The organism is Streptomyces coeruleorubidus (genome assembly GCF_028885415.1).
Lineage (GTDB): Bacteria > Actinomycetota > Actinomycetes > Streptomycetales > Streptomycetaceae > Streptomyces > Streptomyces coeruleorubidus_A.
On the sequence record NZ_CP118527.1, the window covers coordinates 880914 to 905427 of the forward strand.

The following is a 24514-nucleotide window of genomic DNA, read 5'->3' on the forward strand; positions in this document are numbered from 1 at the left end:
CGAGCCGCCGCAGGACTTCGACGTCATCGTGGTCGGCGGCGGCCCGGCCGGGAGCACTTGACCCCTGGCGGTTCTCCTTCACGCTGTCGCCCCGGCCGGCCGACCCGACCTCGTTCGCCTACCAGGTGGAGCGGTCCCGGTTCGACGCGATCCTCCTGGACAACTTCGACTCATCTGTAGCCTGTATCACCATGATGCGCGCTTGGTTCTTGCCGATTGTGCTTGTGCTCAGCGGCTCAGCCGTCGCGACCGGGCCGGCCTTCGGGGGGGACGCCGGCGCGGCCACAGCAATCCTGCTGGTGTTCCTGGTGCTCGCAGGCGTGAACTCGCCCCTGTTCTTCCCGCGGTCGACCGCTGCGCCGGAGGCGCGACGCCGCAGCGCGGTCGACGGCCGGCCGGTCGTCTTCTGGCGGCCGGGCTGCAAGTACTGCATACGACTGCGCATCCGATTGGGCCGCAGCGCCCGCCAGTTGCATTGGGTCAACATCTGGCGTGACCCGGCAGGAGCCGCAGCGGTGAGGGCAGCGAACGACGGCAACGAGACGGTGCCGACTGTCGTCGTGGCGGGCCGGCCACACACCAACCCCGATCCTGCATGGGTGCGTGACCAGCTGCCCCGTTCCGCGTGATCAGAAGTCGCGTCCCGGAGAAACGCGCCGGCTTCGAAGGAGGCCGGCGATGAGGACGGCGCCAAGGGCGAGGAGGGCTGCCGCGATGGTGAGCGCGAAGGAGAAGCCTTCCGTCGCGGCTCGCAGCGGGTCGGTCGAGTCGGCCAGGGCGTCGCTGTGGCGTGCGGCCAAGGTGATCAGTACGGCCACACCCACAGCGCCACCCATCTGTTGGACGGAGCTGAGGACGGCCGAGCCCAGACCGGCGTTCTCCTCGGTGGTGCCCGTGAGCGCCACGCCCGTCAGGACCGGCAGGCTCAGGCCGCAGCCAAGGCTCGTGACGAGCATGCCCGGCAGTACACCCGATACGTAGGAGTCGCCCGGCGCCACGCCGGACAGCAGGAGCAGCCCGGCCGAGCTGATCAGGAACGACACGACGAGGGGCGAGCGCATCCCGAACCTGATCACCGCGCGGGAGGAGAGCCACATGCCTGTGAGCATTCCGGCGCAGTAGGGCAGGTAGGCGAGGCCGGCCTCGAGCGGGCCGTAGCCGAGCACGGTTTGCAGGTGGATCATCAGCAGGAAGGCCATCGCGTAGAAGGCGGCGGAGAACAGCAGGGTCGTGCCGTTGGCGACGGCACGGGGCCGGAACGACAGGAACGGCAACGGCACCAACGGCTCGGCCGTGCGGGACTCCACCACGAGGAACGCGATTCCCAGGACGGCAGCCAGGAGCAGCGGTCCGACGCAGGACACGTCGGCCCAACCCGACTCCCCGGCCTGGAGCAGCCCGTAGACCACGGACAGGACGGCGCCGGTGCCCAGTACCGCACCGGGTACGTCCAGGCCGGCCCTACGGGTGGCCCGGCTCTCGTCGACCAGGCGCGGAAGCAGCACGAGCGCGAGCGCGGCCACCGGAAGGTTGATCAGGAAAATCCAGCGCCAGGAGGTGAGGCCGGTCAGCGCACCGGAGATCACCAGCCCCGTGGTGCCGCCCAGACCGGCGATGCCACCCCAGATGCCGAGTGCCTTGGCGCGTTCCTCGGTGCCGGGATACAGAAGAGTGATCAGGGACAGGGCGGCCGGGCTCGCCATGGCCGCGCCCGCCCCCTGGACGAACCGGCCGGCCACGAGTTGCCAGGGTTCCTGGGCGAGCCCGCAGATCAGGCTCGCCGCGCCGAACAGTGCCACGCCGCTGAGGAACACGCGGCGGCGGCCCCACAGGTCCGCCGCACGGCCGAACAGCAACAGCAGCCCGCCGAAGGCGAGAAAGTAGGCGTTGACGACCCAGGCCAGGCCCGCGGTGCTGAAGCCGAGTTCGTCCCGGATGCGGGGACGCTCACCACGTTGTCGTCCAGGACGAGCATGAACTGCACGAAGCACAGCACGATCAGTGCCGGTCGACGACGGCCGGCCGCTGTGGAGAGGGTCGGTGCGCAGCGCTCCGGGCGCGGATGGTTGAGGGGCATGCGACGACGCTATGGAGCGGTCCCGATGGCCACAATCCGCGATGGGGCCACGCAGTGTCGCGCTGAGGACATACGCTCGGATGCGTGTCCGAAGCCTTCGAAGAAGCCGCCCCACCGGGGGTGGGGGCGATCGTCGTGGGGAACTTCCCCTTGTCGGCAGGCCAGTGGATCCCGTCGCACCGGCACCCACAGCACCAGCTGGCCTGGACTCGACGTGGTGTGCTCGGCGTCGCCGTGGACGACACTTACTGGGTCCTGCCGCCCACCCGGGCGCTGTGGCTGCCCGCGGGAGTCGTCCACCGGACCGGTGCGACCCGGGACGCGGTGTTGTGCAGTCTCTACCTCGAACCGGACCGGTGCCCTCTGGACTGGCGAGAGCCCACGGCTGTCGCTGTCGACGGGCTGCTGGGCCACCTGATCGCCCATCTCAACCGGGAGGACCTCGCCGACGACGCACGTCTGCGCGCCGAGGCGGTCGTGCTGGATCTGCTGCGCCCGCTGCCGGCCACGCCCATCGACGTGCCGCGTCCCGCGGACGAGCGCGTACGAGCCGTGGCCGACGCGCTGCTGGCCGATCCCGCGGACCCGCGAAGCCTCGATGCCCACGCGCGGGCCGTCGGAGTGAGCCGACGGACCTTGACGCGCCTGTTCGCCCACGACACGGGCATGAGCTTCGACCGCTGGCGCACCCATATGCGGCTGCGGGCCGCCCTGCCGCTGCTCGCCGAAGGCCAGCCCGTCTCCCGTGTCGCGCGCACCGTGGGGTACGCCACGCCGAGCGCGTTTCTCGCGGCCTTCCGCCGCACCGTCGGCACCTCCCCGTCGCGCTACCTCAGCGGCGACGCCGTGTTCGGGGGAGGCTGACCGCACGGCACGAAACCAGTCAGCCGGCCGCCACCAAGTGCACCGAGTTCAGGACGGTATGACGGTCAGCACGCGGTTGAGCGCGCCGTCGGGGCGGGCTGTGAGGTCGTCCCAGGTTCCTTGCTCGGCGATGCGGCCGGCTTCGAGTACGGCGATGCGGTCGGCGCGGCGGATGGTCGTGGGGCGGTGGGCGATGACGATCGTGGTGCGGTTGCCCTGGGCGAGCGCCGTGGTGAGTTGGACGTCACCGGCGTTGTCCAGGTGTGCGGTGGTCTCGTCCAGCACGAGGATCCTCGGCTCGGCCAGCAGCGCGCGTGCGAGAGCGATCCGGGCGCGCTGGCCGCCGGAGAGGGTGGCGCCGCGCTCCGAGACGAGGGTGTCCGTGGGGGCGATCCGGTCGACGCCGCACAACCGGGCCGTTTCGGCGAGGAGGTCGTCGTCCGCGTCCGGTGCGGCCAGGCGCAGGTTCTCGGCGAGGGTGCCGTGGAAGAGAGGGGTGTCCTGGCCCACGACGGCGACGGCACGGCGCAGTTCGGCGTCGGCCAGGTCGCGAAGATCGACGCAGTCGCCGTCGCCGGACACCAGGTGGACGGCTCCCTCGGACGGGTCCCAGAAGCGGGCCAGCAGATGGGCGCACGTGGACTTCCCAGCTCCGGAGACACCGACCAGGGCGAGGGTCTGCCCCGCGGGAACCGTCAGCTCGATTCCGTCCAGCACGGGCCGGCCCCCGTAGTCGAAACTCACCCGGTGCAGTCGGACCCCCAGCGGGCCCGGGGGAAGTGGGCGGGGTGAGGCGGGCGGTGGAGCGAGGGCGGGTGCTTTCACCGCCGCGTCGACACGGGCGGCCGCGGCGCGCAGACCCACGGCCTGGCTCAGCGCCCTGGCCGACTCGGCGACCGGGCCCAGCACCGACAGGGCGAGCGCCATCGCTGCCGGGGCCCACGCTCCGTGCAGCCGTCCGGAGGTCACGGACTGTGCGGCGGCGGCGACCACGCCGAGGACCGCGAGCACGATGAGCAGATCGCGTACGGCGGCGGCCCTGGCCTCCCAGGTGGCCTCCGCGCGCTGGGCCTCGCCCACCCTCCGGCCCTGCTCGGCGAGACGGCCGCGCCGCTCGGGCAGCCCGCCGAAGGCGAGCAGTTCACGCAGCCCGTCGACGGCCTCGACGGTGTCGGCCGACAGCTTCGCGGTGGCCGCCCGGGTACGGGCCCCGCGCGCGGCGCGTCCGCGTGCGTCGGCGAAGGGCGCCACGGCGAGCAGCGCGGCGACCGGCAGCACCGCCGCCAGCAGCCAGGGCTCCACCATGGCCAATGCCGTGGCTCCACCGGCGAACACCACGCCGGACGCGAGGAGTTGGGCCGTGGTGTGGGCGTAGAAGAACTCCAGCGCCTCGACGTCGGCCATCGCCGTCGCGGCCAGGTCCCCGCTGCGCCGGCCGGCCACGCGGGCGGGTGCGCTGCGGGCGAGCCCGTCGAAGACCCGCACACGCAGCTCGGCCAGCACACGGTAGGCAAGGTCGTGCGAGAGGTCCATCTCGCGCCAGGTCATCAGGGGGCGAAGGAGGACGAGGACGACCAGAGCGGTGACGGTACCGGCCGAGGGGGCGCGGCCGGTGATGACGGCGGCGCCGACGGTGTGCGCGGCCAGGGTCGACAGCGCGACCAGCAAGCCCTGTTCGAGGAGCGCCGCGACGCAGGTGCGGGCCATCATCGCCCGGTGTCCGCCGAGGGCCGGCAACAGGGCACGCAGTGAACCCCGAGCGGGCACGGACGCGTCGGTGGCGCTGCCCTGCGGGACGCCGGCGTCGGTGGTGCTGCTCATGCGACGCGCCCTCCTTCATGGACATGGCCCGCCTTGACCAGCTCGGCGTAGACGCCCTGGGCCTCGACGAGGGCGGCATGCGCACCGACGGCGTCCACGCGTCCTGCGTCGAGCACCACGATGCGGTGCGCGTGCCGGACGGCGGCGAGGCGGTGCGCGACCACCAGGACGGTCCGGCCGCCCGCGGCGGTCAGCAGTTCGCGGACGATGTCCGCCTCGCGGCGTTCGTCGACCGCGCTCGTCGCCTCGTCGAGCACGAGCACCGGGGCATCGGCCAGCAGGGCCCGGGCGAGGGCGAGGCGCTGGCGCTGGCCGCCGGAGAGGGTGGCGCCCCGTTCGCCGAGGACGGTGTCATAGCCGTCGGGGAGGGCGGCGATCTCGTCGTGGATGCCCGCGGTGCGTGCGGCGCGTACCAGCTCGTCGTCCGGAGCGTCGGGCCGGGCCAGGCGCAGGTTGTCGGCGATGGTGGCGTGGAAGAGGTAGGTCTCCTGGGAGACCACGGCGATGCCCTGCCGAAGTGAGTCGAGCGTGTACTCGGTGACGTCCTGGCCGTCGACGGTGATCCGGCCCCGTTGCGGGTCGCGGTGGCGCAGGAGCAGGGCGAGCAGCGTGGACTTGCCCGCGCCGGACGGGCCGACGATGGCCGTGATCCGTCCCGCTTCGGCGGTGAAGGTGACGTCGCGCAGCGCCGGCGCGTCGGCACCGTCGTAGGTGAACTCCACGTTCTCGAAGCACACCTGGGGCGGATCCGGCCAGTGTGCTGGTGCCGTTCCGGTGTCGGGCACCGCGGGTTCGGCGGTGCGCAGTGCCGCGAGTCCGTCGGCGGCCGACACGCCCAGGTATCCGGCGTGCCACTCGCGGGACAGGTCGCGTACGGGCCGGAAGCACTCGGAGGCCAGGAGCAGCAGCAGATAAGTACCGGTCGCCGTGGTGGATCCGGTGACGGCCGACCAGCAGGCGAGCAGCGCGGCGGCCGCGGTGCCGCCCTGGATGGCCAGGTCGGTGAGCCCGGTGTCGACGAGCGACACCCGGAGCTTGGCGACGGTGGCCCGGTGCAGCGCCGCCGAGCGTTCCTCCAGCCGCTCCCGGGTGCGGCCGACGGCGCCCGCGGCCCGCAGCGCGGGCATGCCCTGCAGCGCTTCGAGGTAGTCGGCGCCCAGTTGCTCGTAGGTGTCCCAGTGTTCCCTGCCGCGCCTGGCGAGGAGCCGGTCCCAGGCGCGCGGCCCGAACAGGGCGAGCAGCAGGGCGGGCACGAGGCCGAGGAGGGCGGCCGGTTCGACCGCGACCAGTGCGGCGAGGAGCAGGGGCGGTACGCAGAGGGTGATGAGGAGCTGGGGCAGGTAGCGGGAGACGTAGGCGTCGACGCCCTCGACCCCGTCGACCAGGGTGGTGCGGACGGCGCCGGCGCGCGCGGTGGTCAGGTGCGCGGGTCCCAGCCGTCCGAGGTGGGCGAGGAGTTCGTCCCGCAGACGGACCCTGACCCGCGCTCCGGCGCGGGTGGCGGTGCGCCGCTGCCCGTGGCCGAGCCCGGCCCGGGCGACGACGACGCCGAGCACCGCCCCGATGAACAGCGGGAGCCGGTCCGTGTCGCCCCTGGCCACGTCGGCGAGGGCGACGGCCAGCAGCACGGCCTGCGCGAGGTGGGTGAGGGTGACGGCCCCTTGCAGGAGGGTGGCCGCGAGCAGGGGGCGCCGTGCGTGCCGTGCTGCGCGACGCAGTTCGGGGTGGACGATCACGAGGTCCCCTCGTATTCGTCCCCTGGCAGCGGGTGATCCGGGTAGCACACCGGCCAGCCGCCCTCGGGGTCCTGGCCGACCCTTCCCGCCACCCTCAGGACATCCGCGAGCAGCCCTGGAGTGACGACCTCCTTCGGTGCCCCGTCGGCCACCACCCGACCGTCCCGCAGCGCCACGATCCGCTCCGCGAACCGGGCGGCGTGGGCCAGGTCGTGCAGCACCATCACGACGGTGAGGCCCCGCTCCGCACGCAGCCGCACCACGGTCTGCAGCACGTCGAGTTGGTGGTGCAGATCCAGGTACGTGGTCGGCTCGTCGAGGAGCAGGACCCGGGTGTCCTGCGCGAGCGCCATCGCGAGCCGGACCCGCTGCCGCTCGCCGCCGGACAGCGCGTCGACGTCCCGTTCGGCCCACTGCTCCACGCCGACATCGCGCAGCGCACGCCGTACGACGGGGTCGTCGCCCTCGCGGAGCATGCCGAGCGGGCCGCGCGCCGCGTACCGGCCCTGACGTACGAGTTGACGCACCGTCATGCCGGGGACGGCCGGGGCCGACTGGTGCAGCAGCGCGACGCGCCGGGCGGTGGCGCGGCGGGAGAGCCGGGAGAGGTCGTGCCCGCCTAGCAGCACGCGCCCCTCGTCGGGCCGCAGCAGTCCGGCCGCCAGCCGCAACAGGGTTGATTTGCCGCAGCCGTTGAGGCCGATGAGCGCGGTCAGCTCGCCTGGTTCGACGGTCACGTCGGCGCCGCGCAGCACAGGGCGTCCGGGGTAGCCGAAGTGGACTCCCTCGACGCGGATCCCCACGGGTTCGGTCATGCTCTGTCCTTCGTCGACATCAGAACGTTCGGCTCGGCCAGCGGCGTACGACGACCAGCAGCAACGCGGCTCCGACGCAGGTGGTGAGGGCCCCGACCGGCAGCGTGAGCCGCCCGGAGTCCAGCGCGACCGCCAGCAGCCGCGACAGCAGTTGCGCGGCCGCGTCCGAACCGCACACCACGGCAGCGCCCACCAGGGCGGCGCCGGGCAGCGTCATCCGCAGGTCCGCACCGAACACGGCCAGCGCGAGGTGCGGCACGAGCAACCCGACGAAACCCAGCGCCCCGACGGCGGCCACCGCTCCCGCCGTCAGCGCCACCGCGCACAGCAGCGCGAGGGTCCGGGCCCGCGCGGCGGACAGCCCGGCGGCACCGGCGATGTCGTCGCCGCAGCGCAGCAGGGTCAGGGGCCCGGCCAGCAGCCACGCCACGGCACTCCACGCGAGCGCCCACGGCCAGAGCAGGTGCCAGTGCTGCCACACGCGGCCCTCGGTCGTACCGACGAGCCACTGGACGACGCTGCCGAGCTCACCCGGCGCGACGAGCAGCACCATGGCGGTGAGTCCGCCGAGCACCGCCGAGACGAGGACGCCGTGCAAGGCGATCTGCGCGGGGTCTCCCCGGCCCCGCCCCGCGAGCAGCCACAGCAGCGCGGCTCCGCTGCACCCGCCCACGCAGGCGGCGACGACCACAGCGAGGGGCGATTCCCACCCCGCGAGCCCGAGAGCGGTCGCGGTGACGGCCCCGAGCACCGCGCCCGGCGTCACACCCGTGACCTCCGGGCCGGCGAGCGGATTGCGCAGGGCGGACTGCAGAACCAGGCCCGCCACGCCCAGGCACGCCCCCGCGGCGAGGGCCACCAGCATCCGGGGCAGGCGGAGTTGGAGCAGAATGTGCCGTTCGGTCGCGTCACCGGCCCCGCCCAGGACGTCCCAGACCACCGCCGGGGACATCCCTCTCCCGGCCAGCAGTTCCCCGCAGGCGCACACGACGGCGAGTGCGGTGAACACCGCGAAGCGCCGCTTCACCCTGTCTCCTTCCCGGCGGTCGGCACGGCTTCAGCGCCCGTCCCTCGCGGCTCCGAGCGAACGGCGTCGGACCGCGCCGCTCCTCGCCGAGCCGCCGGCTTCCGAGGGCCCGACCGAAGCAGGGCGACGCCGACAGGCACACCGAGGAGGGCGGTCCACGCGCCGACCGGTGTCTCCACGGGCGCCAGCGCGAGCCGGGCCGGGACGTCGGCGACGGCCACCACGACCGCGCCCCACGCCGCCGACCAGGGCAGCCAACGCACCGCGTCAGCCGCAGGGTTGAGCCACCTGGCCAGGTGCGGGGCGAGGAACCCGACCCACGCCACCGGCCCGCACACGGCCGTCACGGGCGCGATCAGCACAATGGCGATGGCCAGCGCGGCGAACCGGGCCCGCTGCGCACGCACCCCCAGCGCCTCGGCGTCCTCGTCCCCCAGCCGCAACACCGACAGCACCGGGGCGCACAGCACGAGCGCGGGCGACGCGACGAGCAGCCAGGGCCACAGCCCGGTGACGTCGTCCCAGGTACGGGCGGAGAGCGAACCGAGCAGATACCGGTAGATCAACTGGAGGTCGAACTGGTCGGCCATCACCATGAGCACGAGCAGCGCGGCCTGCAACGCGGCGGCGACCGCGGCCCCGGTGAGCAGGACGGCGGACGGGCTGCGCCCCAACCCGGCGGCGAGCAGCGTGAGCCCGCCGCCGAGCACGGCCCCGCCGATGGCCAGCAAGGGCTGGACGGCGGTGGGGATGGACGCCGCCAGCACCAGTGGTGCGGCGACTCCCAGCGCGGCCCCGGACGACACGCCCAGCATCTCGGGCACGGCCAGGGCGTTGCGCAGCGCCTCCTGCAGCACGAGCCCCGCCGCACCCAGGCAGAGCCCGGCGACCAGCGCCAGCACCAGCCGTGGCACGCGGAGTTCGGTGACGACGACCCCGGCGAGCGTGCTGTCGGCGTCCAGCAGCGCACCGGGCAGCCGGTACAGCGGGACATAGGGCGTGCCCAGACTCAGTGCGCAGACGGACGCCGCCGCCAACAGGCCGATGAGTACCGCGAATTGCCGGCCCCCACGGATTCGCGGGTACCGCCCGCCCTCGGTCACCCCGCCCACCGCGCTGTCAGTGGTGGTCGGCGGTGCGCTCACCGCAGCGCGGCCGTGGCCTCGTCGAGGACGATGCCCAGCGAGCGGGTACCGCGGCCCTTGGCCCACACCTCGGAGTTCACCTCGTGGACATCCCCGTTGCGCACGGCGGGGATCTTCTCCCAGAGCGGGTTCTTCGCCAGCTTCTCCGACAGCTTGCCGTCCGCGTCACCGAAGGCGATCGTCTCGACGAACAGCACGTCCACGTCACGGGCGAGGATCTCCTCGAGGCTGTAGCTCCCCTCCACGCCACGGGACTTCCAGGGATAGTCCGCCAGCTTGGGGAACAGCCCGCCGGCCACGTCCGTCCCCGGCGTGGCGACACCGAAATTCTCGTCGCTGCCGTAGATGACGAGCGCGGTCTTGTCACTCTTGTTCCGCTCGGCCTCGGCGAGCTTGGTACGGAAGGTCTTCTCGGCCTTCTCGCCCTCGGCGGTGCGGCCGGTGAGCGCGGCGACATCGCGCAGGTACCCCACGCTGTCCTGCCACGTCTCGGGCTGCATGGGCCAGAACGTGGTGGCGTCCTTCAGGGCCGGAGCGAGCTTGCCGTGGGTGTCCTCCAGGCCGATGACGAGATCGGGCTTGTGGGAGAGGATCGCCTCCACCTCGGGAGCGATGAACCCGCCGGGAATGACGTCGACCTCCTTGGCCTTCTTCTCCCCCAGGAAGTCGGGGTGGGCGAGGAGTTCGCTGTTCGTGGCCGTGGGGATGATGCCCAGCTCGGTCAGGATGTCGTCGCAGAGCGCGAACAGGCAGACGATGCGCTGCGGTTCCTTCTCCAGGGAGACCTTGACGCCGTTCGCGTCGGTCAGCCCCCGTGTCGCCTTGATGGGTTTCACCGCGACGTCGGTCTTGGGACCGGCCGCGGCGGCTCCTTCGCTCGCCGACTCGGTGGACGCGCCGCACCCGACCAGTACGGACCCCACTATCACTGCGGTGATCCAGCCTCGAACGTGTCTCGACGGTGAGCGCAGCATCGATGCCCTCGCTTCTTCTCAGGGGATCCGAACGCACCGAAGATACATGATAATCGTTTTCATCACTCAGAGTTGATGGGCACGGGTACCGCGTAGCCGGCCCCGGGTGTCCAGCAGCAGTCGGGCGTGCTCGGGCAACCGGTCCAGTGGAACGGTGTCGTGGTCCTGCACCAGAATCGTGAGGTCGGCGTCCGCGGCGGCAGCCAGTGCGTCGACGGACCGCTTCACCGGTTCACCGCCCGGCGACCAGGCGTCCACGAACGGGTCGTGATACGTGACGTCGGTGCCGCTCTGCCGCATCAGCCGGACGAGCGCGGCGGCCGGGGTGGCCCGCAGGTCCGTGCTGTTGCGCTTGTAGGTCACTCCGACCAGCAGCACCCGAGCGTCCCGCAGGGCGCTTCCCCGCTCGTTCAGCAAGTGCTCGGCACGCCGCACGACATGCGCCGGCATCCCGGCGTTGACCTCCTGCGAGAGCTCCACCAGCCGCAGCGGGGTCCCTCCGGCGCGCGCCCAGTGCGTGAGATAGACGGGATCGACGGGGATGCAGTGCCCGCCCACACCCGGTCCGGGCCGGAACTCCTGGAAACCAAACGGTTTCGTGCGCGCGCAGTCGAGAGCCTCCCACACATCGACTCCCAGGGCCCGGGCGGCGACGGCGAGTTCGTTGACCAGGGCGATGTTCACGTTGCGATAGGTGTTCTCCAGGAGCTTCGCCAGTTCGGCCTCGCGTGCGGAGCCTGCCTCAACGACTCGGTCACACAGGTGCCGGAAGAAGTCGGCCGCGGCCCTCGTGCAGGTTCGGGTGTAACCACCCACGACGCGCGGGGTGTTCCGCAAACCGAAGGTCTGGTTGCCCGGGTCGATGCGCTCGGGTGAGAAGGCGAGGGAGAAGTCCGTTCCGGCGCTGAGCCCGGAGGCCTGCTCCACGATGCCGCGGACGACGTCGTCCGTGGTGCCTGGGAAGGACGTGGACTCCAGGACGACGAGGGTGCCGGGTTTCAGGCGGTCCCCCAGAGCGGAGGCGGCGCGTCGCACATGGGACAGGTCGGGCCGGCCCGTGTCGTCCAGGGGTGTGGGGACGCAGATCACGGCGACCGAGGCCTCCGCCAGCCGGCTCTCGTCGGCGGACGCCCGGAAACCGGCGTCCAGCATGGCGGCGAGATCGGCATCGGTGACGTCGGGGACGTGTGAGCGGCCCGAGTTCAGGGATGCGGTGACGGACGGGTTCACATCGATTCCCATGACACGCATGCCGACGCGGCAGGCCTCCCTGGCCAGGGGAAGACCGGTGTAGCCGAGTCCGATGACGGCGACGTTGTTCATATCGCTCCCTGGATGCGCTGTCTGTTCCCCGGTCATGGCCGTCATGCGGGCAGACCCTTCGGTCGTGGGCGGTCAGCGGGGGTCCGAGGTCTCACCGGCAGCCATGAGGGCAAGGGTCCGGCGGCAGATCTTCCCGCTGGGGCCGAGTGGCATCTCCTTGACGCGCAGCAGGAGTTCGGGGAGTTTTCGGCGCTCGAGGCCGCGCTGGGAGTACAGGAACGTCGTGAGTTCCTGCAGGTCCGGTGCGGGCGCGCCCGGCGCCTGGCGGATGCACGCGCACAGGCGCTCCCCCAGTTCCGGGTCGGGCACACCTACGCAGGCCACCTCGGCCACGGCGGCATGCGCGGCGAGTTCGCGTTCCACCTCCGCCGGGCTGATGTTGTAGCCGCCTCGTACGACGATCTGCTTGATGCGGCCCAGCACGTGGAGCCTGCCGTGCTCGTCCAGGAGGCCGCGGTCGCCGGTGCGCACCCAGCCGGTCGGAGTGCGGTATCGGGCGTCCAGTCCGGGGTCGGCGACGTAGCACAGCGGTGTCATGGGGCCTCTGGCACAGATCTCGCCGGGCTGTCCCGCCGGCACGGGAGCACCGGTGCCGTCGATGATGCGGATCCGCGCCACGGCCGGGTCGGGACATCCGGTGCCCGCCTCGGGGCTGAGGCCGGTGGCGGCGGTATGGCAGTTCACGCCGTCGGATGATCCGTAGACGGTGATGACAGGGCGGCCGAACCGGGCGCGGCACGCGTCGGCGGTGGCGTCCGGGAGGGCTGCGCCGCTGGAGACGACGGCTTGAAGACCGGTGAAGTCCTCCCCGCGGGCGGGTGGTTGTTCGGTGATGCGCTGCAGCATGGTGGGCACGCCGAACACGTGTGTGGGACGGTGCTCGACGATCATGCGGAGCGCCTCGGCCGCGTCGAAGGACTCCTGCACCAGCAGCGTGCCGCCGAGTGCGGCGAGCGTGACGGAGGTGCCGCAGGAGCCGAAGGAGGAGGCCAGCGGGACGAGCACGAGGTTGCGCATCGGGCCGTCCCCGGCGTGCAGGGCGCGTACATAGGCGGCGCGGCCGCCGGCCATCGCGTTGTGGGAGTAGGCGACCATCTTGGGCTCGGCCTCGGAGCCGGAGGAGACCAGAATGCGGGCGGGCGCATCGGGGTCGACGGGCCGGGGCAGGAAGGGCTGCCGCGCGGGCGTCGCGAGTGACTGTGCGGCCGGACCGCCCTCCCCGAGGGTGAATACCGCTTCCAGGCAGGGGAGATGGGCACCCGGAACCGCGTCGGAGAGGTGGCTGACGATGACCGCGCGGGCTCGGGCGCGGGCGAGCAGGCTCGCCGGGCCCCGGCTGCCGGGCCCCGGTGGGTAGGGCAGTGCCACCGCTCCGATGGCGGCGACCGCCAGTTCGGTGGCCACCGCGTCGCGTCCGTTCGGCATGCGTACGGCGATGATGTCCCGGTCGCCCAGGCCGCTTTCGGCGAGCCGGGCGGCGATGTGCCGTACCCGGGCGTCCAGCCCCGCGTAGTCCACGGAGCCCGCCGAGTCGATGACGGCCGTGCGGCCGGGGTGCCGCCTCACCTGTCCGGAGAAGAGCGTGTACAAGTCCCGGTCGGGGCACAGGCCCTGTTCGGACCAGGAGCGCCGCACCGGGGCCGGTACCAGGTCACGGATCTCGACGCCCGCGTTCGATGTCCATCCGGCCCTCATGAGAACTCCCAGGGTGCGCGGGGAGCGGCGTACTCCCCCACGGTCAGCGACGGAGCGAACCGCGGATCGCGGGCCAGGTCCGCGAGGCTGGTGCACACCGGCGTGGCGGCCACGCCCGCTGCCGCCAGCCTGGGCAGCCAGTCCTCGGTGGGCCGGGTCCGGGCCCGGGAGGCGATCGTGTCCGCGCTCGCCGAGGCGCCGAGGCCGAGCGCCCGCGCGAGGAGTTCCGGTCGCTCGCGGGCGCGGGACCCGAGCGCGATGTAGCCGTCCCGCGTGCGCAGCGGGCGGTCGGTCGCCGCGGGCCGTCCCGGCCCTCGGGGAACGAGGGCGGCGGCGGAGTGCAGCGAGGAGTCCACGCGGCCGCCTCTTCCGGTGCGAAGCCGCGCCAGTAGTGCCGCCAGTACGCCCTGCGCGCAGACCAGCCCGCCGAGGACGTCGGTGAGCGTCATCAAGGAGGGTGCGGGCGGTTCGTCCGCGGGCCGCACGGCGGCGGCGAGACCGCTGTGCGCCTGGACCAGGTAGTCGGTCCCCACGGGTGGTTCCGGCCCCAGGGCGTCGCCCCAGCCTGATGCCCACGCGTACACCAGCCCGGGCCGCGTCGGCCGCAGGTCCTCGGCGTCCAGCCCGAGCCGGGCCGCCTTGCCCGGTGCCCAGTTGTGCAGGAAGACGTCGGCCTCGGACACGAGTTCACGGACGGCCCGCCGTCCGGCGTCCGTGGTGAAGTCGATCTCCGTGACGGCTTTGCCGGCGTTGAGCGCGCTGAAGCGGGCCGACGTGGTGCCTGCCATCGGGGGGATGCCGCGCATCGGGTCACCGCCCGGCGGTTCGACCCGTACGACGTCGGCGCCCAGGAGCCGCAGGACGTGGCCGGCCAGGGGGCCCTGGACGCGTCGTGCCGACTCGACGACCCGCAGGCCTGTCAAGGGTGCCCCGTCCGTGCTCGTACGGGCCCTGCCGATCGTGGTGCCGCCCGGGCCGGGGAACGGCGTGAGCGTCCATGGCGACGTCACGGTGGGCGGCACGGGGTCTTCCCGTACGGGTAGCACGGCGGCTCCCGACCGGTCCGCGGCCGACCGGATCGTCGTGAACGGCGCACGCCGTGCGGCCGCGGGCAGCGCGCGGGGCAGTGAGCAGGTGGCGGTGGCGAACCGCTGCTGGAACGACCGCCATCCGCGGCCGGTGTCGGCGCGGTCCGCGCCGAGCAGCCGCCAGAAGTCCAGCCATCGGTCGGCGTCGAGGGCTTCGAGTTCGAAGCGCACGCCGTCGGCGGAGACGAACGGTAAGGCGGCCGGCACGAGCTCGTCCCCCGCGTCGGCACGCGACGTCAGGCAGCCCTCCTGGTCGTCGCCGTCGGCCGTCGCCGCCGCGAGGTACTGGGTGAGGGCCAGCAGCGCGGCCTGACCGACCGACGTCCGTACATGCGTCACGTCGGCGCCGCCGGCCCGCGCGAGGAGTGCCGCGCAGACTCCCTGGGCCGCGAGGACGCCCGCCACCGTGGAGGCGTAGTCGACGGCGAGCGGGGCCGGGCGTCCGGCCGCCCGGCCGTGGACGTGCATGATCCCGCAGGCCGCCTGCACGGCACGCTCGTCGGCCAGGGGGACGGAGAGCGGGCCCTGCCAGTCGATGTCCCAGCCGACGGTGGCGGTGACGGGGTCGCCCACCAGGTCGAGAAGGTGCGCCGCGACCCCGGCGGCCACCGGTGCCGTGGCCCCGGCGCGCGGCGCGCAGAGCGTCATCGGGCGTCCTCCGGGCGTGGCCGCAGGCCGTCGTCCGGAGGTGCTTCTCTCCGGACGGGCGCCCCACCGGCCTGCGAGCGGCGCCCGTGCACCGAGTAGATGACGCTGGACGCGGCGCAGAACGACGGGTCCCGCATCAGCGCCCGTACGTCCGCCAGCTCCGCCTCGGTCATGCCCGCGGCCATGAGTTCGTCCCGCAGGTGGTACGTGTGGTTGAGCTGCATGCGCAGGCCCGGCGACCCCGCGGTGCGCAGCTCGATGCGGGGCCGCGGGTCGATGTCGACGAGCCCCGCGGCACGCATGGCGGCCGGCACGTCGCGGGCCCAGTGGGGATCTCCCCCGCCCGCCCGCATGACAGCGCACTTGGCGTCGAGGAAGGCCCTGTAGAGCCGCGCGGATTCCTCGTCCGGGGTGAGCAGGGGCGGTTCGTAGGAGGCGTCGAACTCCTCGATGTGCAGCCACCCTCCGGGCTTGAGGGCGCGCACCAGTTTGCTGAGGACGGCAAGCCGTTCGGGCAGGTGCTGCAGGACAAGACGGGCGACGACGAGGTCGAAGGCGTCCTCGGGAAGCGGATCGGTCACCACGTCGTGCCCGACCGCGGTCAGGCACGGCCCGTCCGGGATGTGGTGCGGCTTGATGTCGGTGGCCACGACCTCGCCGGTGGGAGCGACGCGTTCGGCGAGCCATCGGGCCACGCTTCCGCTCCCGGAGCCGATGTCCAGGCACCGCCACCCGGTGGTGACTCCCGTCTCGGCGAGCCTGTAGAAGGTCCTCCTGTCGTACGCGTCGGTGAGGCAGCGGTGCAGCTCGTCGCTGTGCACGCTGTCGTTGTCGAAGACGTACCCCGGGTTCCGGCCCAGGCTGTTGCGCATGTCGTCTCCCGTTGTCCCGTCTCAGGTCCACCGGCCGGAGCCGTAGGTGTCGGTCCGTCCGGTGAGGCGGTGCAGCAGCTCCCGGCGCCGCACCTTGCCGGTGCCCGTACGCGGTACCTGGTCCCAGGTGAGTGCGACCGGTTCGCGCAGCGGCGGCAGGTCGCGCACCGCCTCCTTCCAGCGGGCCCGGTCCACCTCGCCGTCGGCGGTGATCACGACGGGCAGCGGGTCCCGGCCCGGCTCGGCGAGGACGACGCACTCCATGGCCTGCGGCAGCCGGGTCTCCAGGAGGTCCTCGGTCCGCAGGCAGCTGAGCTGCGGCGCGCGGTCCACCTCGCGGTCGAGCAGCTCGATGCTGCCGTCGCGGTTGCGGGCGCCGATGTCGCCGGTGTTCCACCAGCCGCCGTGGCGCTTGGCCGCCCAGCGGTCCTCCTCGCCGACGTAGCCCAGGGCGCAGGCGGCGGTCCTGGCGAGTACCAGGCCCGCCTGCCCCCTTGGCAGGGGCCGGTGGGTGTCGGGATCGACCACCCGCAGCCGCGTCTTGACCGGCACCGGACGTCCGAGGTTCCGGGTTCCGGCCCCGCCCGACGCCCGGCGGACGGACTGCCGGGTGTGGAAGCGGAAGGTCAGCGGTCCCGTCTCGGTCTGCCCCCAGCCCTCCATCCACACGGGACCGCGGTGCCGGCTCGCCCCGAGGTAGGCACGGACGGTGGGGGGATGCACGGCGTCGTACGTGCTGATGACCATACGGACGCGCCGGAACGGGTTGTCCAGTCCTTCTGTCAGCGGCTGGAAGCGCACGAACGAGGCGGGCAGTGCCTCCAGGACGGTCGGCGGATGGGCGCGCAGCACAGGGTCGGCGAGGTTCGGGTCCTGCGTGGTGATGATCGAGATCGCGGCGGGGCCCATGCACAGGGCGCTCGCGGTCCAGCAGAACGTCCTGCCGTGGGCGAACGCGCTCGCGTTGGCGAGAACGTCGCTGCGTCGCAGGCCGATCCGCGGCCACCGCACGCTCTCGAACCGCGCCAGCTTCCCGACGATCGTACGGGTGGAGTGCACCACCAGCTTGGGCACACCGGTGGTACCCGACGTGTGGTGGATCACCAGGGGCTCGTCGTCGTGTCGGCGGCGAGGCCCGGGAGCGGTGTGTCCGCGTACGTCGTCCATGCCCAGCGTCCCCGGCACGGCGCCGTCCAGCACCAGGGTGGCCCGTGCCGCCGAGGCCAGGTCGGCGCCTTCCTTCCGGCCGCGTTCCAGCACCTGGGCCGTCGTGACGAGCAGAGCGGGGCCGAGCCGGGCCAGCAGCGTCCCCAGCGTCTCGCCGGACAGGTGCGCGGACAGCTGCGCGGGGACGGCGCCGACGCGCACGGCTGCGCAGGCCAGCAGGTCGTAGTCCCAGTGGTTGTCCTTGACGATCGCCACCCGGTCGCCGGGGCCGGCCCCTGCGGCGTCCAGCCAGCCGGCCGCCTCCCGTACGAGCGTGGCGAGTTGTGGGAGCGTGTGGTGGGTCCGGGCGTCCGCGTCGATGTCGAACGGCCGGTCCAGGTGGAAGCGCGTGCCGACCTGATGCTCGGCGCACTCGTCGAACAGGACGCTCATGTCGTGTGGTTTCACGAAACGTTCTCCTCGGTGGGACGGGAGCTGGGGCGTGTCCGTCCGAGGGCCCGCGGTGGCCGCAGCCGGCTGAGGACGCGAGAGGCCGCGAGCGCGCCCGAGCGTACGGCGCCTTCGCTGGCCGGCCGCAGCATCATCCAGTCCCCGGCGTACTCGACCGGCCGTGCGGCACGCGCCATGAACCTGCCTCGTCTGCGCAGGGCGTCGGGCGTCGCTTCCGGCAGGCCGTGGGTGAACGCGTGCACGAAATGACGCCCGGCGGTGGTTTCCAGACCGGGGACGTACCGGGTGGCTGCCCGCACGAGCCGGTCGGCCGTCTGCCGCTCCGGCGCGGTCAGCAGTTCGGGGATGGTGCGGGCGTCGGCCATCAGGGTCAGCAGTCCCTTGCCCGCGGGCGCCCGGTCCGGGTGCTTGGCGTGATCCACGATGATCGCGGAGAGCACGCTGTCCTCCGCGTCCGGCGTCAGCAGGACATACAGGGGCTTGCGGGACGGGGGTGCGAGCGGCCGGTCCAGCAGACAGCTGACCTTGAGCGTGGGAGTGAAGGTGCAGGCCGACAGGAACGAAAGCTCGTCGGCGGGGGCGTTGGCATGCAGGCGCGCCGCAACCGGGGCGGGCACGCAGAGGACCACCGAGCGCGCCGTGACGCTGTCGTTCCCGACGCGCAACCGCGCGCGGCCTTCCTCGGTGACGACCTCGTGCACCTGACTGCCGGTGACCACGTCGAGCCCCTCGGCCAGCCGCCGGGCGAGCAGGTCCATGCCGTCGCGGTACGTCCGCCAGCCGGAAGCGGGACCCACCTCCGACAGCAGGCTGAGCATCGGCGCGACGGCGGAGCGCGCCGTGTCCCAGCCGAAGAAGCTTCCAGCGACCGGCTGCAGCAGGTAGTCGTGCACGTCCCTGTGGTACCGGCGGGCGAACTCACTGACCGTCAGGGCACCTGCCGGGGTCCGTTCGGGATGGTCGGCGTCGAACTGCCGGCGGTGCGACCCCGTCCAGGCCAGGAGCCGGGCGAGGTCGAGCCTGGCACGGGGTGAGAGCCCCGCGCCGGTGAGCACCGCGGAGGGGTCCGCCACGCCGGGGTGGGCCCGCCCGCCGCGCCACACACCGACCGACCTGCCGATGCGCGGCACGTCGCCCTTCGGCACGCCCAGCCGCGCCAGCAGCTCCCAGGTCGCACGGTAGCCCTGCTCCGAGATCTGTTCGGCACCCTCGTCGATGGTGTATCCGGCGTGCCGGAAGCTGCGCATCCTGCCACCGACGTGCTCGTGCTGTTCGTAGACCCGCACGTCGAGGCCCGCGCGCCGTAGTTCGTGCGCGGTGGTCAGTCCGGCCATGCCCGCGCCGACCACGGCCACGTCGAGATCAGGGCTCATCCGGTGGCCCCCGCGCCGACGATCAGGTTCGCCGTGATCAGCAGCACGGTGCTGACCCGGTGCGCGGGGAAGCCGAGCCTGCGGGCGCTCATGATGTCCCCCTGGCGGAAGCCGGTGCGGTACTGCCGCGCGCGCAGCGCGGTGACGGGCAGCATCAGGAACACGAACCACCACGGGGCGATCCCGACGGCGGAGGCGACGGCGCCGGTCAGGAATTCCGCCGCGGAGAGCGCCCCGATGAAGACGGCGTTGCCCTTCGGCGACACCAGGCAGGCCACGGTGCGACGCCCGACGGCCCGGTCCCCGGGGATGTCGTTGGTGTTGGAGTACACGCCGAACAGCAGCGGTCCAAAACCGAAGAGCACCCCTTGCACCAGTACGAACCCGGAGAAGTGGCCGGCCGCGAGCCCGTACGCGCCCATCACCAGGGCCGCGCCCAGCCCGACGAGGAAGATCTCCTGGAAGCCGTGGTAGCTGATCTTCAGTCCGTAGGAGTACTGGACGGAGACCACGAACAGCGCCGCGATCAGCACCACGGCCCAGGTGGGCCGATGCGGGGCGGTCGCCACGGCGGCGGCCCACAGGGCGGCGCCGGCAGCGGCGGTGGCCCACCCGAAACCGAGCGCTTCGCGCAGGGTCAGGGTCCCCGCGACGAGCGGCTTGCGGAGTTTGTTGCGCAGCGGGTCGTCCGGGCCGTAGTTCGCGGCGTCGCTGCCGTCGCGGTAGCCGGTCACGTCGTCGAGGGCGACCATCGCCACGATGACGCAGACCGCGCCGAAGAGGAACAGGGTGAGCGTCACGATCGTCGCGGGCCGCAGCCCGGAGACGGGCAGCAGCACCGCGGACAGTGCCACGGCGACGCTCGGGTAGTAGTCGTAGACGTCGAGTTTGCCCAGCCGGGCGTAGCTGCGCAGCTTGCTCTCGGGACGTGCCGTTCCGGACGGGAACGGTCCGGCCTCGGTGCGGGTCGTCATCTGCTCCGCTCCTTCACGTGTGTTCGGTCAGCGGCTGCTGTTCAGCCCCGCGTAGGCACAGACCGTGTCCGCGATGTGCTCCACCTGGGCGTCGGTGAGGCGCGGGTGGACCGGGATGGCCAGTTGGCGTCGGCTGGCGCTCTCCGCCTGCGGCCAGCTGCGGTCGGCGGGCGCGAACCGGCTGAAGGCGGCCTGGTGCGGCAGCGGGAGGGGGTAGTAGACGTGGCTCTCGATGCCCCGCTCGGCCAGGTACCGCCGCAGTTCGTCCCGCTCCTCGGCGAGCAGCGAGTACACGTAGAAGCAGCGGCCGTTGCGGCCCGGCGGTGGGGGCAGCACACCGCGCTCGGCGAGCGGCGTGAAGCGGTCCGTGTAGTAGTCGGCGATGCGGGCCCGGCGTTCCAGCAGTGCGGGAAAGGCGGGGAGCCTGTGGAGCTGGAAGGCGGCGAGCACCTCGTCGAACCGGCTGTTGTAGCCGGTGCGCGGGTAGACGAAGCGTTCGCTCTGCCCGTGGTTGCGCAACGACCTGACCGTACGGGCGAGTTCGGGGTTCATGGTGACGACGGCGCCGCCCTCGCCGGCCGTTCCGAACGTCTTGACCTGGACGAAGGAGAACACTCCGGCCTCCCCCCACGTCCCGGCGGGGCGGCCGTCGAGGAGACCGCCCTGCGCGACTGCCGAGTCCTCGACGAGGCGCACGCCGTGACGCCGGGCGATCTCGCTCATGCGGGGCATGTCGGCCATCACCGAGAACATGTGCGCGGGCATGATCGCCCTGGTCCGGTCGGTGATCGCCCGCTCCACCTCGTCCGGGTCGGCAACCATCGTCCACGGGTCGACGTCCGCGAAGACCGGTGTCGCCCGCAGCCCTGCCACGGTATTGGCCAGCGGAGCACAGCCATAAGCCGGTACGACCACCTCGTCGCCGGGTCCGATGCCCATGGCGTGCAGGACGAGGGTCAGCGCGGAGGTGCCGCTGGAGCAGGCCACGACGTCGGTGGCGCCGAGCGAGTCGCGCAGGGCCTCCTCGAATCGGGCGGTGTGCTCGCCGAGCAGGAACCTCTGTTCCGGCGCGGTGCCGATGTCGTGGACGAGGTCCATGAGCAGTTGCCGGTCGTCCTCGAAGAGGTCCGGGGCGAAGAAGGGAACTGTCACGCGGGCCTCCTCGTCGTGAAGCGGCGAACCAGGTCGCACACCGTGTCGACGTCGCCGAGGCTCATGCCGGGGTACAGCGGGAGGGCGATCGTGTGCTCACAGGCCCTCTCGGCGTGCGGGAAGTCGCCCCGGCGGTATCCGAGATGGGCGAAGCACTCCTGGAGGTGCAGCGGGGCCGGGTAGTACGTCTCGGTGCCCACGCCGTGCTCGGCCAGGTACGCGGCCAGTTCGTCACGCCGCTCGACCTCGATGAGGTAGACGTAGAAGACGGGGTGGGTCCGTGCGGTGCGGGTCACCACGGTGGGGAGCCGGAGTACGCCGGGCGTGCCGGTCAGCCGTTCCGTGTAGGCGGCGGCGAGCCGGGCCCTGCGGGCGATGTCCTCGTGCAGCCGGGTCAGTTTGGCGAGGAGGACGGCCGCCTGGATGTCGTCCATCTTGCTGTTGACGCCGTTGACGGTGGTCTCGTTGCTGATGCCCGGGAAGTGGGCCAGCGTCCGGCCGTAGCGCCCGTGGTGGCGCAACGCCGCCGCGGCCTCGGCGAGTCGGCGGTCGCCGGTGAGGATCGCCCCGGCATCGCCGATCGCCCCCAGTGTCTTGGTGGGGAAGAACGACAGCACACCACCGGCTCCCAGCAGCCCGGCATGGACGCCGTTCCACCGCATGCCGATGGCCTCGGCGCTGTCCTCCACCACGGTCAGCCGGTGGTGGTGCGCGACGTCGAGCAGCGCGTCCATGTCGGCCATCTGACAGAACAGGTGGACGGGCATGATCACGCGGGTGCGTGGAGTGACCGAGTCGGCCGCGGACTTGGGGTCGATCGTGTAGGTGACGGGGTCGATGTCGGCGAAGACCGGGCGGCCGCCTGCCAGCACGACGGAGGAGGCCGAGGCCACGAAGGTGAAGGCGGGGACGATGACCTCGTCACCCGGTTGCAGGCCGCAGGCGCGCAGCAACAGCACCAGGGCGTCGGTGCCGCTGTTCACGCCGACCGCGTAGCGTGCGCCGGTCCACCGGGCCAGTGCCTCCTCGAACCGGGCGACCTGCCGGCCGTGGGAGAACTTGCCGTTGTCGAAGACTTCGGTGAGCCGGGTACGGATGTCCGGCCAGAGCGCTTCGAAGGTCCGGGCCTGGGTGAAGAAGGGCACCTGTACCGACGTGTCGTCCGCGGTGCCGGTCGCCCAGCCGCGCCTGCCGTTCCTCGGTCCGGGGGATGCGCTGGACATGTTTCCTTTCGTGGCGCCGAGGCGGATCGGGCTGCCCGGCCGGGCCACGCCGGCGCTCCTCGTGGGCAGGGGAGCGCCGGACGCGGGGACCGGTGGATCGCGGACGGGTCAGAGCAGGGAGAACTCCAGCTCACCGGAGTGATAGCGGTGTACGGCCGCGATCAGCTCGTCGACGGACAGATGGCCGTCGCCGTCGGTGTCGATCAGCTTGAACGCCGTGTCCGCCGTGGACTCGGCACTGCCGATGGCCACGATCCAGCGCTTGAATTCCTGCGGGCTGACCTGGCCGTCACCGTCGGTGTCGCACAGGGCGGCGATCGCGCTGATCGTCGGACGCAGCACCTGGTCGAAGCCGGCTTCCCCGGGGTCGAGCACCCGCTCCGCCGCCACGGCCTTGAACCGGTCGAAGCCCAGTGCGCCGTCGCGGCCGACTCCGGCCTGGCCCGCGATGTGATCCCACATGCCGAGGTACGCGTCGGTGAGGGCCCGGCCCTTCGGGGAACTCTCGGTTTCCCCGAACGCGAGCAGAATGCGTTTTACCTCGCCTTCCCAGTCACTGCGATCGATGGTGCCGTCGCCGTTCTTGTCCCACATGTCGAAGCGGCGACGCAGTCGCTGCTCCTGTACGGAAGTGCTCACGCTTCTTCCTTTCGTTTTCCTTTTCGGGACCTGCGCTTCAGATACTTACCTGAACCGGCTTCGCCAACCCACTCTTACGAGTGAGAAGAAAAGAGGGGGCGCCTTTATACGCCCGCATCATTACTTCGCCGACTCAGCACAATGACCATCTCCGCGATGGCGATCGGGGCGACTTGAGAGATGAGTTGCCCCACTACGTCCACGGTCTGGAATCGCCCGAGATGCGCCACGTGGAATACCAGGTGCGGAACCGTGAAGGCGAGGCAGCCGAAGGCCGCCGCCCGCGCCAGAGACCGCTCGGGACGAACAGCGGCCCACAGCAGGACCGTAGTCAGACCGAGCGACAGAGCACCCAGGTCACGCACGAGGTGTTCGTTGTACGGGGGGAATTTGGTCACCCACGCGAAAGCCGGGAGAGGAAACGCGTCATGGAACGATCGAGGCGCGAACAGAGCCCACGCGCCGGGCACCCCCTGCCCGAGACACAGCAGCGCCAGTGCGGCTCGCACCAGGAGACGCCCGGTTTCCGGCGCCGGCCCTGCGGACACGGCCCGTCGGCCGGTTCCGCGGGATTCGGCGGACATGAATCCGTTCCTGGCGCCCGCGGGGCTCATCAGTGTCCGCGGACGGAGGCCCGCTCCGGGCGACCCCCGCTCGGAGCGGCCCCTGCCGTAGGTCCGCGCGTCAGACACCCAGCAGCGGGGCGTCGAGCTCACCCGCGTGGTACTTCCCCACAGCGGCCACGAGTTCGTCGACGGACAGCCGTCCGCTGCCGTCGGTGTCCACCTGGCGGAACGCCTTGTCCGCGTCGATGTCACTGCCGATGGCCCCGAGCCACTTCCGGAACTCCCGCTGGTCGACCTCCCCGTCGCCGTCGACGTCGCACAGGTCGACCATCGCGCGGATGCTGGGCCGGAGCATGGTGCTGAAACCGACGGCGCCCTGGCTCAGCATCTGGGCGTCGGCGATCTCGACGAACTGCTCGACCGTCAGGGACTGACCGGCGTCGAGGCCGGCCTGTTCCATCATGTAGTCCCACATGTGCGGGTACGCCTGCAGCAGCGCCTGCGCCTTGGGGGACTTCTCCGGCTCACCGAAGGCCTCGACGATGCGCCGGGCCTCCGCCTCCAGGTCGCCGCGCTCGATACGCCCGTCCCCGTTGGTGTCGTACAGCGCGAAGCGCTGCCGGAGACGTTCGGCCTGGGCAGTCTTGTTGGACATCTCACTCCTCGTCGTCGAAAAGCTGCGGAGAAATCCTGCTGTCTCGCATCCGAAACCGCGGGAATCCGAAAAAGTGACTTTTCCGATTCCTCAAGGGTGATTCAGTCTCGCTGCAAGGTACATGATTACTGGCAACCTTCCGGGCCTGTCAATGGACAGCGGTGCCACCGGAAGAACGCAGAAACATTTTTTCCGCTCTCCGGACACCGCGTCACGGCCGATTGTTTTCG

The 24514-nt window shown here is 72.1% G+C and carries 20 protein-coding genes and 1 pseudogene; 2 read left to right on the forward strand and 19 right to left on the reverse strand.

The genetic code is table 11. From position 1 onward, the window contains the following. The first annotated feature begins 191 nt into the window (after positions 1–191). Positions 192–629: a glutaredoxin domain-containing protein gene (locus PV963_RS04180; protein WP_274821933.1), complete on the forward strand. Its 438-nt coding sequence runs from the start codon at positions 192–194 to the stop codon at positions 627–629. Here the strand turns inward: PV963_RS04180 and PV963_RS04185 are convergent. After that, a pseudogene (locus PV963_RS04185) lies at positions 630–2077 on the reverse strand (MFS transporter). An 84-nt stretch (positions 2078–2161) separates the two neighbouring features. Between PV963_RS04185 and PV963_RS04190 the strand changes: the two are divergent. Continuing rightward, entirely contained in the window at positions 2162–2941 is a 780-nt protein-coding gene (locus PV963_RS04190; protein WP_274814190.1) for an AraC family transcriptional regulator, read from the forward strand. Between the two features lie 48 nt (positions 2942–2989). Here the strand turns inward: PV963_RS04190 and PV963_RS04195 are convergent, their stop codons facing one another. From PV963_RS04195 to PV963_RS04280, 18 genes are all read right to left on the reverse strand, one after another. Beyond that, positions 2990–4762, reverse strand: a complete 1773-nt coding sequence (locus tag PV963_RS04195; protein WP_274814191.1) for an ABC transporter ATP-binding protein — start codon at positions 4760–4762, stop codon at positions 2990–2992. Continuing rightward, complete coding sequence (locus PV963_RS04200; protein WP_274814192.1) at positions 4759–6498, reverse strand: ABC transporter ATP-binding protein/permease; 1740 nt, start codon at positions 6496–6498, stop codon at positions 4759–4761. The genes PV963_RS04195 and PV963_RS04200 overlap by 4 nt, the downstream gene beginning before the upstream one ends. Next, entirely contained in the window at positions 6495–7313 is an 819-nt protein-coding gene (locus PV963_RS04205; RefSeq protein ID WP_274814193.1) for an ABC transporter ATP-binding protein, read from the reverse strand. The genes PV963_RS04200 and PV963_RS04205 overlap by 4 nt, the downstream gene beginning before the upstream one ends. Positions 7314–7332: 19 nt before the next feature. Next, complete coding sequence (locus PV963_RS04210; RefSeq protein ID WP_274814194.1) at positions 7333–8340, reverse strand: FecCD family ABC transporter permease; 1008 nt, start codon at positions 8338–8340, stop codon at positions 7333–7335. Further along, a complete protein-coding gene (locus tag PV963_RS04215; RefSeq protein WP_274821934.1) occupies positions 8337–9377 on the reverse strand; it encodes a FecCD family ABC transporter permease in 1041 nt (346 codons plus the stop codon). The genes PV963_RS04210 and PV963_RS04215 overlap by 4 nt, the downstream gene beginning before the upstream one ends. Positions 9378–9481: 104 nt before the next feature. After that, positions 9482–10459 carry an ABC transporter substrate-binding protein gene (locus PV963_RS04220; protein WP_274814195.1) on the reverse strand — a complete coding sequence of 326 codons (978 nt, stop codon included), beginning with the start codon at positions 10457–10459 and terminating at the stop codon, positions 9482–9484. A gap of 66 nt (positions 10460–10525) precedes the next feature. Beyond that, positions 10526–11782, reverse strand: coding sequence for a nucleotide sugar dehydrogenase (locus tag PV963_RS04225; protein WP_274814196.1), 1257 nt, complete (start codon positions 11780–11782; stop codon positions 10526–10528). A gap of 72 nt (positions 11783–11854) precedes the next feature. Next, entirely contained in the window at positions 11855–13477 is a 1623-nt protein-coding gene (locus PV963_RS04230; RefSeq protein WP_274814197.1) for a class I adenylate-forming enzyme family protein, read from the reverse strand. Further along, a complete protein-coding gene (locus PV963_RS04235) occupies positions 13474–15213 on the reverse strand; it encodes a CoA transferase (protein ID WP_274814198.1) in 1740 nt (579 codons plus the stop codon). Before PV963_RS04235 ends, PV963_RS04230 begins: the two co-directional genes overlap by 4 nt. Beyond that, positions 15210–16085 (reverse strand): methyltransferase domain-containing protein, encoded by an 876-nt coding sequence (locus PV963_RS04240; protein WP_274814199.1) that lies wholly within the window; start codon positions 16083–16085, stop codon positions 15210–15212. The genes PV963_RS04235 and PV963_RS04240 overlap by 4 nt, the downstream gene beginning before the upstream one ends. Before the next feature lie 21 nt (positions 16086–16106). Then, positions 16107–17684, reverse strand: a complete 1578-nt coding sequence (locus PV963_RS04245) for a class I adenylate-forming enzyme family protein (protein ID WP_425541012.1) — start codon at positions 17682–17684, stop codon at positions 16107–16109. A gap of 11 nt (positions 17685–17695) precedes the next feature. After that, entirely contained in the window at positions 17696–19075 is a 1380-nt protein-coding gene (locus PV963_RS04250; protein WP_274814201.1) for a protoporphyrinogen/coproporphyrinogen oxidase, read from the reverse strand. Continuing rightward, complete coding sequence (locus PV963_RS04255; protein WP_274814202.1) at positions 19072–20049, reverse strand: UbiA family prenyltransferase; 978 nt, start codon at positions 20047–20049, stop codon at positions 19072–19074. The genes PV963_RS04250 and PV963_RS04255 overlap by 4 nt, the downstream gene beginning before the upstream one ends. Before the next feature lie 27 nt (positions 20050–20076). Continuing rightward, the gene (locus PV963_RS04260; protein WP_274814203.1) at positions 20077–21201 is read right to left on the reverse strand and encodes a DegT/DnrJ/EryC1/StrS family aminotransferase; all 1125 of its coding nucleotides are present in this window, start codon (positions 21199–21201) and stop codon (positions 20077–20079) included. After that, the gene (locus tag PV963_RS04265; protein WP_274814204.1) at positions 21198–22424 is read right to left on the reverse strand and encodes a DegT/DnrJ/EryC1/StrS family aminotransferase; all 1227 of its coding nucleotides are present in this window, start codon (positions 22422–22424) and stop codon (positions 21198–21200) included. The genes PV963_RS04260 and PV963_RS04265 overlap by 4 nt, the downstream gene beginning before the upstream one ends. A 108-nt stretch (positions 22425–22532) precedes the next feature. Further along, the gene (locus PV963_RS04270) at positions 22533–23063 is read right to left on the reverse strand and encodes an EF-hand domain-containing protein (RefSeq protein ID WP_274814205.1); all 531 of its coding nucleotides are present in this window, start codon (positions 23061–23063) and stop codon (positions 22533–22535) included. Between the two features lie 104 nt (positions 23064–23167). Then, on the reverse strand, positions 23168–23647 hold the full coding sequence (locus PV963_RS04275; protein WP_274814206.1) for a hypothetical protein: 480 nt from the start codon (positions 23645–23647) through the stop codon (positions 23168–23170). 100 nt (positions 23648–23747) lie between these two features. After that, positions 23748–24284: an EF-hand domain-containing protein gene (locus tag PV963_RS04280; RefSeq protein WP_274814207.1), complete on the reverse strand. Its 537-nt coding sequence runs from the start codon at positions 24282–24284 to the stop codon at positions 23748–23750. Positions 24285–24514 lie beyond the last annotated feature (230 nt).